The sequence below is a fragment of the Zymomonas mobilis subsp. pomaceae ATCC 29192 genome, assembly GCF_000218875.1.
Classification (GTDB): domain Bacteria; phylum Pseudomonadota; class Alphaproteobacteria; order Sphingomonadales; family Sphingomonadaceae; genus Zymomonas; species Zymomonas pomaceae.
Genome location: NC_015709.1, coordinates 1,782,501 through 1,795,097 on the forward strand (window position 1 = coordinate 1,782,501; position 12,597 = coordinate 1,795,097).

Below are 12,597 nucleotides of genomic sequence, written 5' to 3' on the forward strand. Positions count from 1 at the left end.
CCGAGATTGCGCCGGCTCTTATACATCTGCTGGATCAGGTATTGCGCTCATCCGACCGACTGGCTTACAGATATCTGGTCAGGCCGCCCTTCTTGGCGATCATGAGGTGATTTAATGAAGCCCTTCCGAGACATTCGTGTCCGTAGGTGTCCATCGTGTCAATGAAATTGACGCCGAGTTCGGGCAGGCGCCCCAGTGTACGGATGATCTCGTCGTAATCGGTAGGCAGCCCCCATATGCCCTAGACGGTGATACGCATCGCGTCGAAACCAAGCCGGTTGATACTGAGATCGCTATCAATCATGAAATGTGCCGGATCTGATGGCATTATGGCTTAAAAGGCGGAATCGCTAGTAATCGCGGATCAGTATGCTGAAGCGAAGTACACATCGCCCGTCACACCATGGGCGTTGTATGCACCTAAGTGCTCATTGGCCTTTCTTCGTAAATATCATTGTGCGTCCGCGCGCGCCACTATCTTTGCCAGTTTATCGAATGCTGGCTGATATATCTGCGTCGGCATTCTAGCCTCCATGTCAGCCGCGTGTTCGGCAGGCGCTTCAAACTGACCATACCACCGGATAAAGGTAAGATTGCCGTCCGTTACGGGCAGAAGACTTATCGTCGACCGGTAGTTCCAGATTGGCAAAGCTGACTCAATAATCGAGAACGTCACCGCATGATCCACGTCGGATAGCGCCAGAAGTTGTTCGCGGATGATGCCGACGTCGCCCATTTCAAGACGGCGGATCGCGCCGACGCGATCGCCAGACTCATCGCCTTCGATCGAGCAATGTTTCACACCTGGCAACCAGTCTGCAAGGGCACCGAAATCACGGATCATCCTCCAAACGGATGAAACGGGCGCATGAATAACGCTGCTGGCCATAACGTGGATCATATGAACTCTCTCGATTGTGACTGCTTGGCCATCAAAGTGACTGGCCGCCTGTCACTTCGATGCGCTGGCCATTCACCCAGTGCATGTCGTCAGACAGGAGAGCACGAACCGCGGCTCCGATGTCGTTGGGCTGACCGACACGTCCCAAAGGCGTGATCTCTGCCAAGCCCTTGTTGATCTCGGCATCGTCACGGACCAGACCACCGCCGAAATCAGACGCTACCGCGCCAGGTGCAACGGTATTGACGGTAATGTCCCGCGTGCCCAGTTCCTTCGCCATGTAGAGCGAAATGACTTCGGTTGCGGCTTTCATGGCCGCGTAGGGACCATGATCCGTCAGGTAGAAACGCGTTGCGGCGGAGGTAATGTTGAGAATACGGCCACCATCACGGATCAGGGGAAGAAGCGCTACCGTCAGCAGATAGGGGCCCTTAAAGTGGATATTGTACTGATTGTCGAGCTGCTCCGATGTTGCCGCGTCGAAGCGGGTGTGAATGATATTACCGGCGTTCTGGACCACGTAATGCAGTGTCTGTTGCCCGAATTCACTTGCGAGAAGTGCTTTGACCTGCTCCGCAAAATCCGTGAACAACGCATGGTTCGCTATGTCCAGTTGCAGCATGCGCAATTTCGCGTCCTCGTTGTTGAGGGCGGCTTCGGCCGCCTTCGCCTCGCCTTCATTGGCATGATAAGTACCGATCACGCTGATGCCCGAGGCAATTAGATGCTTCGCAATACTGTATCCGATGCCACGATTGGCACCCGTGATGAAAGCGATTTTTGGTGTGCTCATAATCAGATTCCTTGAGGAAACAGGGCATCGTGTTTTGGAAACGTCTATTCTGTATTGACCGATCTATAATATGGGTATGGAGTAGGGTCAAGGATTTATGGATTGATCGATACGGAATGGGGCGCCGAAGCCGGTTGGTCTCGTCTCCCTTATCTCATCAGCATCTTTTTCCGTTTGTTCGTTTCGGGGCTTCATCCTGTTGATATCCCACAATGTAAGGAGAGACGTGACGGCCGCATCCAGATTTTTTGACGTCATTCCATCCCTCGCTTCGCAGGTCATGCCGTGGAAAAAGGTTGTGAGAATATCGGGCAGAACATCCGTCGCCGCAGAAACTTGCAGTTCGCCAGTGGCAATAGCGCGTTCTACACAGGCTCTAATACCTGCCCGCGTACGCTGTCGCTCTGCCGCGAGAAGAGTTTGAATGGACGCGTTTTCTGGCGAACAATTACTGGCGCCTGACACGACCAGGCATCCGGTCGGGTGTGTGTGGGCCGCCTGCATGCGCGCTGAACCGCGCAACGTACGTTCGATGGCCTCGCGTGGTGACAGGCTCTTGTCCCATAAAGGCGCCATGACCTGCCCATACGTCGCCAGATATCGCTGTACGACTTCCCGGAACAGGGCTTCCTTCGAGCCAAACGCCGCATAAAAACTCGCGGGCGAGATATTGCCCATACAGGTCTTGAGCTGGGTCAGAGAGGTTGGTTCATAGCCTTGTGCCCAGAAAAGAGCCGTGGCGGCGTCAATCGCCTTGTCGCGATCAAATTCACGAGGCCGCCCTGTCCGCGCCATATCGTTGCTCCTTTGGAAAGACTTTCATATTAAGTGATCCAGAAGTGATTGCCAAGATTTTATTGCTCTCGTATATATGTATCAATCGATCCATATATGAGTGACATATGACCCCGAAGATAACATTACCCAGGCATAACCCCGATGACCTGCCTGTTGCTGGTCTACTTGCACTCGCGATGACCGGCTTTATCTGCATCATGACCGAAACCCTCCCAGCCGGTTTGCTGCCCGAGATCGGAACTGGACTACATATTTCCCCTGCGCTGGCAGGGCAGATGGTGACGGCCTACGCCACCGGCTCCCTAAGTGCTGCCATCCCTCTGACGCTTGCTACGCAGCGATGGCGGCGTAGGCGGGTCCTGCTGTTGTCGATCATCGGCTTTGTGATATTCAATTCCATTACCGCGTTTTCAACGTATTATGGAGTGACCCTCATTGCCCGCTACGGCGCCGGCGCGGCGGCGGGTCTCGCCTGGGCATTGCTGGCCGGCTATGCGCGCCGGATGGTGACGCGCGCCCAACAGGGCCGCGCTCTAGCGATTGCCATGGTGGGCACCCCAATCGCGCTCTCGCTGGGCGTTCCCGCTGGCACATGGCTGGGGGCGGTTGTCGGCTGGAGACTGGCCTTTTGGATCATGTCGGCATTGACCCTGCTACTGATCGTCTGGGTTCTAGCTAAGGTTCCCGACTTCCCAGGCGTTACCCATCATGAGCGCCTACCGTTCCGGCATGTTCTGGAAATGCCGGGCGTGCGAGCTGTTCTGGGCGTTGTGATGGCTTGGATGCTCGCGCACAATATTCTCTACACCTATATTGTACCGTTCGTGACACCGGCTGGATTGGCGGGGCAAGCGGATCGTATTCTGCTGCTTTTTGGGATTAATGCCCTTGCCGGCATCTGGCTGACTAGCCGCACGGTTGATCGTGCTCTGCGTCTTTCCGTTCTGGTTAATCTCGCAGTATTCGCGGGCGTTGCAGGTATGTTCGCCATCGGATCAGAGTCCCGTGCGGTGATCATAATCGGTGTCGCGATATGGGGCCTGACTTTTGGAGGGGCCGCGACATTGCTTCAAACGGCACTTGCCGATGCGGCCGGCGATGGTGCGGACGTCGCGTTGTCGATGAACGTTGTCGCCTGGAACAGTGCCATAGCCGGTGGAGGCGTTCTGGGCGGCGCATTACTCGACACATGGGGCGCTGTGTCGTTCCCTTGGGCTATGGTGGTAATCCTTACAGTCGGCTTCCTGATTGCAAGGCAAGCGCGGTCGCATGGATTCCCACCCGGCCACCGGCTCGGGCATAGAGACAAGAACTGAGATTTCGATAGAGATGGATTGATGCGTTAGCGCATGGCTTTGGTAATGATAAACGCATTTATGCCACCAACCGTCTGTCCCAGCGGACTTCAGGTCATCACCCGAATGAATGGTCGGGCCCTTCTGATCTTAAATTATGATCATCCAGAAAATGTCCGCCTTCCAGAAAGCGAAGAGAGGCACGTTGTGACCGAAATAAAGGCATATTCTGCCGATCCGCTGTGAATGTAAAGCGGATCGGCCCTTCCAAGGAATACCCGTTTATCTATTTGAAGAGACACGCTATCGATAAAAAATCGGCACCCTTAGTCGAACTGTTCTCCGACCATCTCTTCGCTTTTTGTCCATAATGCATCTGCTTGTGCTGGATCGACGGCATAGGCACGGACGCCCCCGTCAAGCAGTCCTGTGGGCGCGTCATTGGGAATGACCTGTGCTACGTGGCAGTCTTCGCAATAATGTCCACCTATCGCATCTGCGGACGCAACAATGCCAGCCCATACCGAGGTTGCAGCCCCTTGGGAGATCGTCTTGAACTGAAAGGGCGGCTTGTCTTCGCTGGCAGCCTGAGCGTTAAGCTGCTTCACCATTGTCTCTAGTTCGCCTTTCGGTAAATGGCGCACGAGTTCTGTCATGATCCCGCCGGGATGAACAGCGGTGGCCCGTATGCCCTGCGCCCGATGCCGGGCATCGAAGGCGACCGCGAATAGGATGTTGGCGGTCTTTGACCGGCCATAAGCAACCCAGGGGTCATACGGCGTGTGTTCGAAGTTTGGATCGGCAAGATCAATATCCGAAAAGCGATGCCCGGCAGAGGAAAGATTGACCAGACGGGAACCTGCCCGCAGCAGGCCGGCAATCCGGTTGACTAGCACGAAATGCCCTAGATGATTGGTGCCGAATTGGGTTTCGAACCCGTCCTTCGTATGCCCGAAGGGGGTGGCCATCACACCTGCATTGGCAATGACCAGATCGAACCGTTTACCGGCCGCGTTCAGACGATCGGCCGCCGCACGAACGCTTGCAAGATCCGCGAGGTCAAGTTCAAGCAGTTCAAACGATCCGCCACCTTTTTCCGCATCACGCCTGACCTGCGCGGTTGCCTGTTCTGCCTTCGCAAGGTTGCGTGCCGCGCCTACAACTGTGGCTCCGTGGGCAGCTAGCACACGGGCCGTCTCTACGCCAAGCCCTGCTGAAACGCCGGTAACGAGGATGCGCCTGTTGGTAAGCAAAATGCCGGATAGGACATCCTCGGTGGTGGATGTTGCGCCAAACTGCTGTGTCATAGTATGTGCCATGATAGGCCTCCAGCATGAAGGGAACGCCATTCCTTGCGGAAATAGCGCTTGGGGAATTATATGGAAGTATACTCCGTTTATTTATATACGGAGCTATCATCCGTTTAACAAGAGGGAAAGAAGTGGAAGAGGATCAGAAGCGTCGTCGTAGGCCCCGCAGCGATGGACGTAAAAATCGCGAACGTCTGCTGGAAACAGCCAGGAACGCTTTTGGATCAGGCGAAATTGACATTCCTCTGGATGAAATTGCGCGGCGTACAGGTGTGGGGATTGGCACGCTTTATCGGCATTTTGCTAATCGCGACGCCCTGATCGAGGCGGTCTATCGCGATGAACTAAACAGGCTCGCAGCAGCAGCCATCCATCTGGCGGAGACTCATGCGCCTGTCGAGGCGTTGCGCGCTTGGCTAAACCTGTTCGTTGATTACATCGCGACCAAGCAGGTGATCGCACCTGCGCTGAACAGCCTCATTGGTAGAACGGATGCTATTTATGCAGACTCCCGTACCGTTCTTACCACTGCGATTGACGGGCTTGTCGCCCGTGCCACAGAAAGCGGTGACATCCGTTTTGACATCGAGCCGATAGACCTGTTGTGTGCTCTTGGTGGCGTCTCGAACTACGCGGCAGGTCCTGGCTGGGAGGCGAGGGCGAAACGCCTCGTCGATATTCTAATTACAGGCGCGCAGTTGGCAGGGTGAATGTCGGGATTTTTGTTCGTTTTTGTCAATTATTCTGTGTGGTGTCCTCCCCATCTACGAGTAGGTAAGTATTTTTACGTCCAGACACGACCATGCACGACATGCTCAAAGAAATCCCTTAAGCGGCTTTCCTTTTCTCCATCTCTCGAAGAGAGCTACGATCATGGCGCAGCCGGCGGCGCGTATCCAATGGAGCTAGATCACCGTTGTTCTGACCCCGATCGTATTTTCATGGTCGGCAGCCACTTAGGTGGCCTAGCATTTAGGCTTCCAGTCAGAACTGTGCTCACCATGGTTTGCTATGCTGCATCGCTGGCGCTCAAGAACAAGGGTTGTGCTTTGGGCGTGAACGGATGAGAAGGCTTGAACAGGGCGGGGGGAGGTCTCTTCGGCCCCCGAGACGACCAGCGCCATTTCACGGTAACCTGTCGAACGGCTCTCCCGAAAAACGTTTATCAACGAACTCAAGCATGTTTTCGACTGGCTTCGACCGAAACGCTGCCAATGCCATGGTTTGTATGACATCGGCTCCCCAGCGATTTTAGCGGATCTTTTGGCTCGGTCATGAGCGGGAACAAGTTCGATCGCGTCCTGTAGCGCCTCGTCAAGTTCGACGGTAGCGCGTAGTTGATTGAGACCGGCTGCGATGGCCGCAGCCCACGCTATCAGCCTAATATTGGGATTTTCTTCCTTGAGGCGAGAGTCGTTCCCACCAGTTCGATTTTCATCTTCGCCAAGGCAGCCAATACCACTCCGATGGAAAAACGGTCGTTGGCGCCTTCGTCGGCGCAAGCTCGTTGCGGAGACCGCTGCGGCGGCGATCGAGAGCATCTCTCCGAGTGCGGGCAATTCGATGAGGCGCTCCAGCTCTCGGTTCCTGTTGTCTTCCATGCTGACCAAGAAACCCGCGGTGGCGAACGCGCCGAACCTCTACCGAACCTCATGAGCTGGGTTCCGCGATGATGCACTTTATTGACGATGCCCGCCCTCTCCCAGTGCGCGAAGGCTCGTTCCAACGGCGAGCACACTTCTAACGTATCGCCACACTCATCGGGCTTAACTGATGCCATGGCCTAGTTAGGCGGGGAATAATTTTTGTAATCCTTATTAACTGTTGCCCCTTTAAAATAATTCTAATCTATTGACCTTCTAAAAGGCCAATTTTAAGGCCTAGCTATCTAGCCGGTGGGCAACATCTAATAATAATTATAGCTATATTTTTATTGATAATAATTCTCATTTTCTTGATTCGAGAAGTTGACGGTTTTTATCAAAGCTTTTATAAAATATGTTATGTTATAACATAATTTCTTTATCTTGTTAGATATTTAAGAAAAATAGTAGGAAATTATGGGTAATGCGACGTGAAATAAGGGATGGTGCGCTTGCATCACATTCCTCAGAACAGCCTCGGGCTCCCCTTAAAAAATCATGGCTTGCTTTGGCATGGTGGCAAAGAGCACTATGGGCTTGTTTACCCATAGCCTTGTTATGGGGATGTATCTTTTGGGCGATCCAGATTCCATGACTGACGCGGCTATTCGTTTGGAGCATATCGCAATCGCCTATAATCAAAAGCCTGTCTGGTCAGACTTAACCTTGACCTTGGCCTCAGGCAGTTTGACGGCTATCGTTGGGCCCAATGGTGCGGGTAAATCAACCCTTCTAAAGGCGCTTTTGGGGGAAATTTCGCTTACGAGCGGGCATATTAATCGTAATAATATTAAACCCTCTCAATATGGCTATTTGCCACAGGCTAAAAATATTGATCGCAATTTTCCGATTAGTGTTTTTGATCTGGCTCTATCGGGAATGTTGCCCACAATGGGCGCTTTTAAGTCTATTTCGCAGAGCCAGTTACAGCATATTAATGCGTGCTTATCGCGCGTTGGACTGAATGGATTAGAAAACCGTTCCATCAATGCCTTATCGGGTGGGCAGTTTCAACGGCTCCTTTTTGGCCGCCTTCTTGTTCAAGATGCCCAGATTATTATTCTGGATGAACCCTTTGTGGGTATAGATATTGCTACGATACGAGAACTCGAAAAGATTATCATCGAATGGCATCAGGAAGGGCGCACTGTCATCGCTGCGTTACATGAAATTGAACAGGTTGCGCGTTTATTTCCTCAAACCTTACTGATGGCGCATCAAAAAGGTTTATGGGGTAAAACCGAAAATATCCTTACAACAGACCATTTAAACTGGGCTTATGGATACGAAATTGCCGCGCCTGTCGGAATGGGGGAAATTAATACAGTAACAGCAGATAGGAATGCCGTTTTATGACTTTGTGGGACATGGTAGCGGCGCCTTTTATCGATTACGGTTTTATGCGGCACGCTCTGGTCGGGACGATCGCACTGGGGCTAGGTTCAGGGCCTGTCGGAGTATTCTTGTTGCTTCGTCGGATGAGCCTTGTCGGCGATGCCATGAGCCATGCGGTTTTGCCAGGGGCGGCTATCGGTTATCTTGTCGCAGGGGGGCTGTCTCTCACGGCTATGGGTATCGGCGGCACAATAGCCGGTTTAAGTGTCGCCCTTTTATCCGGTCTTACCAGTCGTCGATCGCGCTTGGAGGAAGATGCCAGCTTTGCTTGCTTTTATCTAACGTCGTTAGCTCTGGGTGTGCTGATTGTCTCTTTGCGAGGCTCTAACATTGATCTTTTGCACGTTTTATTTGGAACTATTCTTGCCATAGATTTTCATGCCCTTTTGCTTATGGGGGGTATCTCGACGGCAACATTGTTTACGCTGGCTATAATATGGCGTCCCTTGATTACCGAATGTTTTGATCCTGATTTTATGCAGGCAATAAGGGGACGGGGTGCCTTTTATCACCTGATTTTCTTATTATTAGTAGTTCTTAACCTTATCGCCGGTTTCGAAGCTTTGGGAACATTGATGGCGGTTGGTATGATGATGCTTCCTGCGGCGATTGCCAGACTTTGGACCCAAAATCTAATTGCTATGACAATGACGGCGGCGGTAACGGCTGCTATTTCTGGCTTTATTGGTCTGCTTGTTTCTTTTCACATCGGTTTAGCTTCTGGGCCTACTATTATCCTGACTGCCAGTATTCTCTATGGTCTCTCTCTCTTCCTTGCACCTTGCGGTGTTCTGCAGAAAACGACGATCTCCTTTAGAAAATATGGATCGTAACCCTCTCATCCTGTTGGAAAATTCTATGAAATTTTTGGGGATTTTTGCAACTATTGCGCTATGTTTTTTGAGTCAGAATAAAGTCGAGGCGCGGACGATTAAGGCTGTTGCTAGTTTTACAGTCTTGGCAGATGTTATAAAACAGGTCGGTGGTACCCATGTAAATGTTATCAGTCTGGTACCTCCAGAAGGTGACCCCCACGAATTTGAACCCTCACCCGATGATGCCAAGCATCTGAGAACAGCGGATCTGATTTTTATAAGTGGAGAAGGTCTTGAGACATGGTTTTCACGTCTTGCGCTTGTTTCTGGATATAAAGGGCGTCCGATTGTTGTTTCAAAAGGGGTTAATACCCGTATGATAAAGGAGGATGGGCATATTATTGTTGATCCTCATGTCTGGAACAGCATTTCTAATGTGGAAATTTGGGTTAAAAATATTGCCCAAGTCCTTAGCAAGGCTGATCCAGAAGATGCCCGCGATTTTGCAAGCAATGCAGCACGTTATATAATCCAACTTCAAGCCTTAGACCGCGATGCGCATGCACGTCTTGATCCCATACCGATTTCGCGGCGTAAAATTTTAACTAATCATGATGCTTTTGGCTATTTTGGGCGGGATTATGGTATTACTTTTTTATCACCCGTAGGCATTTCTACCGAAGCAGAGCCATCTGCGGCAGATGTTGCCACCATAATCCGTCAAATTCGACAGCAAGGCGGGAAAGTCTTTTTTTTCGAAAATTCTACTGATCCTCGTTTGGTTCAACAAATCGCAGCAGAAGCCGGCGTTCACTCAGGCGGAAAACTTTATGTAGAATCGCTTTCCCCGCCTAATGGGCCCGCACCTACCTATATGGCTATGTTTCAACATAATGTTGACCAAATCGTCAAAGCGCTTTCCCATTGATTACTGACCCTATCCGCTAAAAAAGCCGCAGACTTTTCAGCCTGCGGCCTTGATATTTTAAAAAATTATTTTTCTTAATGTGGAATAAGCATCTTAAGCAGTTTTGCGACTACAATTGTTACAATAACACTAGAAGCCCATAATCCAATGAACCACAGCATTCTCTGCCCGAAACCGTGGGGGGCATGATCTGCCTCATCTGGAGATAAAGGCAGACGAAAATGCTGAAGCCATTTCATTTTAGTGATACCCATCACTGCTACTTACCTTTCCGTGGAAAATTTTATAGCAATAGATAGTATAAGCGAGCACCATTGGAAGCAAAATCGCGGTACCTACTAACAGGAATATCTGGCTACTCACCGGTGATGATGCCTGCCAAATGGTGATATAGGGCGGAACAATATAAGGCCATGCTGAAAGGGCGAGACCTATATAACTGAGCCCGAAAAAGGCTAAGGCACAAAGGAAAGGGGTTCTGTCCTGACCTTCCTTAAGGCTCCGAAAGAATATAAATGCGACTAACACAATAAGCATTGCCAAAGGCGCTACCATCATAGCCTGCGTACTGTTGGTCCATGTATGCAGATAGGTCGAATGTAGCATTGGCGTCCAAACAGCGACAATGCCAATACAAATGAGCAAGAGTGTTCCTAAAAGAGCCGCCATTTTACGGCCATAATCCCGCAGAGGGCCTTCTGTCCGCCAGATCAACCAGCCTGTACCCAAAAGACCATAGCCGATAACCAAGGCAACACCGCAGAAAATAGAAAATGGATTGAGCCAATCTAAAGGCCGACCGGAAAAATAATCTTGGGTGGTATGAATACCCTGCAGCAAGCCCCCAAGAATAGTACCCTGACAAAAAGTTGAAAGGGTAGAGCCTGCCATAAAAGAAAAGCCCCAAAGTGCCTTGGCTTGTTTATTATGCGCCTGTGCCCGATATTCGAAGGCAACGCCTCGGAATATCATAGACAAAAGCATGATAATAATTGGGATATAAAGGGCCGGTAAAATAACGGCATAAGCGGTCTTGAAAGCACCGAAAAGTACGGCGCCCCCGAAAATCATCCAGGTTTCATTGCCATCCCAAACGGGGGCAATGGTATTCATCATGACGTCCCGATGCTCTTCATCTTTTTGGGTAAGGAACAAAATGCCGATACCCAGATCAAAACCATCAAGAATGACATAGATAAGAATACCTACTGCGGCAAGACAGGCCCATATAACGGGCAACCAATATTCTGTTGCAGTCATCTTAATTACTCCGTTTTACCGGAAATGTCATGCGCCAGACGAGTAGCCCCTTTCGCATGAGCATTCTGGATAGCATCTTCGGGGTTAGGACCGTGTTCGTGGGATGAGGGTTGACGAGACAGCATCCGGAATAAAATGATCATACCGGCTCCAAAAACGAAGAGATAAACGATGACAAAAGCGGTCATCGAAAAGATCATACTGGGCAATATTACCGGTGACACACTGTCAGACGTGCGGAGTAACCCGTAAATCGTATAGGGCTGCCGACCAACTTCTGTCGTGATCCATCCACATAACAAAGCGATAAAACCCGATGGTGCCATGATTAGAGTAGCCCATTGTAAGGCTGGGGAATCATAAAGCTTCCCGCGGAAACGAAGGACTAATGACCATAAGCCCAGTAAAATCATTAACCCGCCGATGCCGGCCATAGCCCTAAACGAAAAAAACAGAATAGGGGAAGGGGGTCTCTGATCTTTGGGATAATCTTTAAGACCCGGTACTTTACCGTTCAGGCTATGGGTCAGAATTATAGAACCGGCATAAGGAATACTGATCGCATAATCCGTACGCTCTGTTTTCATATTAGGAATACCAAACAGAATTTCTGATGCGGGTCCTTCACTTTCCCAGTCCCCCTCAATCGCCGCAAGCTTGGCAGGCTGATATTTTAATGTATTCAGACCATGCATATCACCGGCTAAGAACTGGAAGGGAGCGGCAAGGGTTGCCATCCATAAAGCCATAGAAAACATGACACGGACAGGCTCAGACATCTTTTTGCCCGTTTTTCGATCACGCAGCATGTGAAAAGCAGCTGTTGCTCCAACAACAAAAGCAACACACAAGAAAGCCGCCATACCCATATGCACTAAGCGGTAAGGGAAGGAGGGATTGAAAATAATTTCAATCCAACTTTTAGGTAAGAAGTGACCTGTTTTTGGGTCAATAGTATAACCCGCAGGCGTTTGCATCCATGAATTGGAAGCTAAAATCCATGTCATGGAAATAAGCGTACCGATAGAAACGAGGCAGGTCGCCAAAAAATGAAGACCTTTACCAACGCGTCCCAGACCAAAAAGCATAATACCCAAGAAGCCAGCTTCCAAGAAAAAGGCCGTTAACACTTCATAGGCAAGAAGGGGGCCGGTGATAGCCCCTGCTTTTTGAGAAAAGAGAGACCAGTTGGTTCCAAATTCATAGGCCATAACAAGGCCAGAAACCACGCCCATACCAAAAACGAGCGCGAAAATTTTTACCCAATATTTAAAGAGATGAAGATAAACATTCTTGCCTGTTTTTAACCAGAGACCTTCTAAAACAGCCAAATAGGCTGCCAGACCAATAGAAAAAGCAGGAAAAATAATATGAAAACCCACCGTGAATGCAAATTGTATTCGGGCGAGCAGTAATGCGGTCGCATCTGGTACCATAGAAATGGCTCCGTATCGGTAGT

15 protein-coding genes are annotated in these 12,597 nt (G+C 50.4%); 7 read left to right on the plus strand and 8 right to left on the minus strand.

The window, feature by feature from the left end:
* The first annotated feature begins 136 nt into the window (after nucleotides 1-136).
* Nucleotides 137-322 carry a hypothetical protein gene (locus ZYMOP_RS07950; protein WP_013934807.1) on the plus strand — a complete coding sequence of 62 codons (186 nt, stop codon included), beginning with the start codon at nucleotides 137-139 and terminating at the stop codon, nucleotides 320-322.
* 129 nt (nucleotides 323-451) lie between these two features.
* Here ZYMOP_RS07950 and ZYMOP_RS07955 read toward each other — a convergent pair whose 3' ends face one another.
* From ZYMOP_RS07955 to ZYMOP_RS07965, 3 genes are all read right to left on the minus strand, one after another.
* Nucleotides 452-889: an SRPBCC family protein gene (locus ZYMOP_RS07955; RefSeq protein ID WP_202943969.1), complete on the minus strand. Its 438-nt coding sequence runs from the start codon at nucleotides 887-889 to the stop codon at nucleotides 452-454.
* A gap of 43 nt (nucleotides 890-932) precedes the next feature.
* Nucleotides 933-1,694: an SDR family NAD(P)-dependent oxidoreductase gene (locus ZYMOP_RS07960; RefSeq protein ID WP_013934809.1), complete on the minus strand. Its 762-nt coding sequence runs from the start codon at nucleotides 1,692-1,694 to the stop codon at nucleotides 933-935.
* Nucleotides 1,695-1,781: 87 nt separating this feature from the next.
* The gene (locus tag ZYMOP_RS07965) at nucleotides 1,782-2,489 is read right to left on the minus strand and encodes a TetR/AcrR family transcriptional regulator (RefSeq protein WP_013934810.1); all 708 of its coding nucleotides are present in this window, start codon (nucleotides 2,487-2,489) and stop codon (nucleotides 1,782-1,784) included.
* A 179-nt stretch (nucleotides 2,490-2,668) separates the two neighbouring features.
* Here ZYMOP_RS07965 and ZYMOP_RS07970 point away from each other — a divergent pair, with 179 nt between their 5' ends.
* Nucleotides 2,669-3,808, plus strand: coding sequence for an MFS transporter (locus ZYMOP_RS07970; protein WP_252507415.1), 1,140 nt, complete (start codon nucleotides 2,669-2,671; stop codon nucleotides 3,806-3,808).
* Nucleotides 3,809-3,853: 45 nt separating this feature from the next.
* On the plus strand, nucleotides 3,854-4,033 hold the full coding sequence (locus tag ZYMOP_RS09450; RefSeq protein WP_158498507.1) for a hypothetical protein: 180 nt from the start codon (nucleotides 3,854-3,856) through the stop codon (nucleotides 4,031-4,033).
* A gap of 80 nt (nucleotides 4,034-4,113) precedes the next feature.
* Here the strand turns inward: ZYMOP_RS09450 and ZYMOP_RS07975 are convergent, their stop codons facing one another.
* Nucleotides 4,114-5,094 carry an SDR family NAD(P)-dependent oxidoreductase gene (locus ZYMOP_RS07975; RefSeq protein ID WP_041582193.1) on the minus strand — a complete coding sequence of 327 codons (981 nt, stop codon included), beginning with the start codon at nucleotides 5,092-5,094 and terminating at the stop codon, nucleotides 4,114-4,116.
* Between the two features lie 26 nt (nucleotides 5,095-5,120).
* Here ZYMOP_RS07975 and ZYMOP_RS07980 point away from each other — a divergent pair, with 26 nt between their 5' ends.
* Entirely contained in the window at nucleotides 5,121-5,807 is a 687-nt protein-coding gene (locus ZYMOP_RS07980) for a TetR/AcrR family transcriptional regulator (RefSeq protein ID WP_013934813.1), read from the plus strand.
* A 255-nt stretch (nucleotides 5,808-6,062) separates the two neighbouring features.
* On the opposite strand, the gene ZYMOP_RS09455 is transcribed toward ZYMOP_RS07980, so the two are convergent.
* Nucleotides 6,063-6,332 carry a hypothetical protein gene (locus tag ZYMOP_RS09455; RefSeq protein WP_158498508.1) on the minus strand — a complete coding sequence of 90 codons (270 nt, stop codon included), beginning with the start codon at nucleotides 6,330-6,332 and terminating at the stop codon, nucleotides 6,063-6,065.
* A gap of 921 nt (nucleotides 6,333-7,253) precedes the next feature.
* On the opposite strand from ZYMOP_RS09455, the gene ZYMOP_RS07990 reads away from it, so the two are divergent.
* Genes ZYMOP_RS07990 through ZYMOP_RS08000 form a run of 3 tightly spaced genes read left to right on the plus strand, consistent with a single transcriptional unit; the run spans nucleotide 7,254 to nucleotide 9,878 of the window.
* Entirely contained in the window at nucleotides 7,254-8,096 is an 843-nt protein-coding gene (locus ZYMOP_RS07990; RefSeq protein ID WP_013934815.1) for a metal ABC transporter ATP-binding protein, read from the plus strand.
* Entirely contained in the window at nucleotides 8,093-8,968 is an 876-nt protein-coding gene (locus ZYMOP_RS07995; RefSeq protein ID WP_013934816.1) for a metal ABC transporter permease, read from the plus strand. Before ZYMOP_RS07990 ends, ZYMOP_RS07995 begins: the two co-directional genes overlap by 4 nt.
* A 25-nt stretch (nucleotides 8,969-8,993) precedes the next feature.
* Nucleotides 8,994-9,878, plus strand: coding sequence for a metal ABC transporter substrate-binding protein (locus ZYMOP_RS08000; protein WP_013934817.1), 885 nt, complete (start codon nucleotides 8,994-8,996; stop codon nucleotides 9,876-9,878).
* Between the two features lie 74 nt (nucleotides 9,879-9,952).
* On the opposite strand, the gene ZYMOP_RS08005 is transcribed toward ZYMOP_RS08000, so the two are convergent.
* Genes ZYMOP_RS08005 through ZYMOP_RS08015 form a run of 3 tightly spaced genes read right to left on the minus strand, consistent with a single transcriptional unit; the run spans nucleotide 9,953 to nucleotide 12,574 of the window.
* A complete protein-coding gene (locus tag ZYMOP_RS08005; protein ID WP_252507416.1) occupies nucleotides 9,953-10,117 on the minus strand; it encodes a DUF2474 domain-containing protein in 165 nt (54 codons plus the stop codon).
* Between the two features lies 1 nt (nucleotide 10,118).
* Nucleotides 10,119-11,138 (minus strand): cytochrome d ubiquinol oxidase subunit II, encoded by a 1,020-nt coding sequence (cydB, locus tag ZYMOP_RS08010; RefSeq protein WP_013934819.1) that lies wholly within the window; start codon nucleotides 11,136-11,138, stop codon nucleotides 10,119-10,121.
* 5 nt (nucleotides 11,139-11,143) lie between these two features.
* Nucleotides 11,144-12,574, minus strand: coding sequence for a cytochrome ubiquinol oxidase subunit I (locus ZYMOP_RS08015; RefSeq protein ID WP_013934820.1), 1,431 nt, complete (start codon nucleotides 12,572-12,574; stop codon nucleotides 11,144-11,146).
* Nucleotides 12,575-12,597 lie beyond the last annotated feature (23 nt).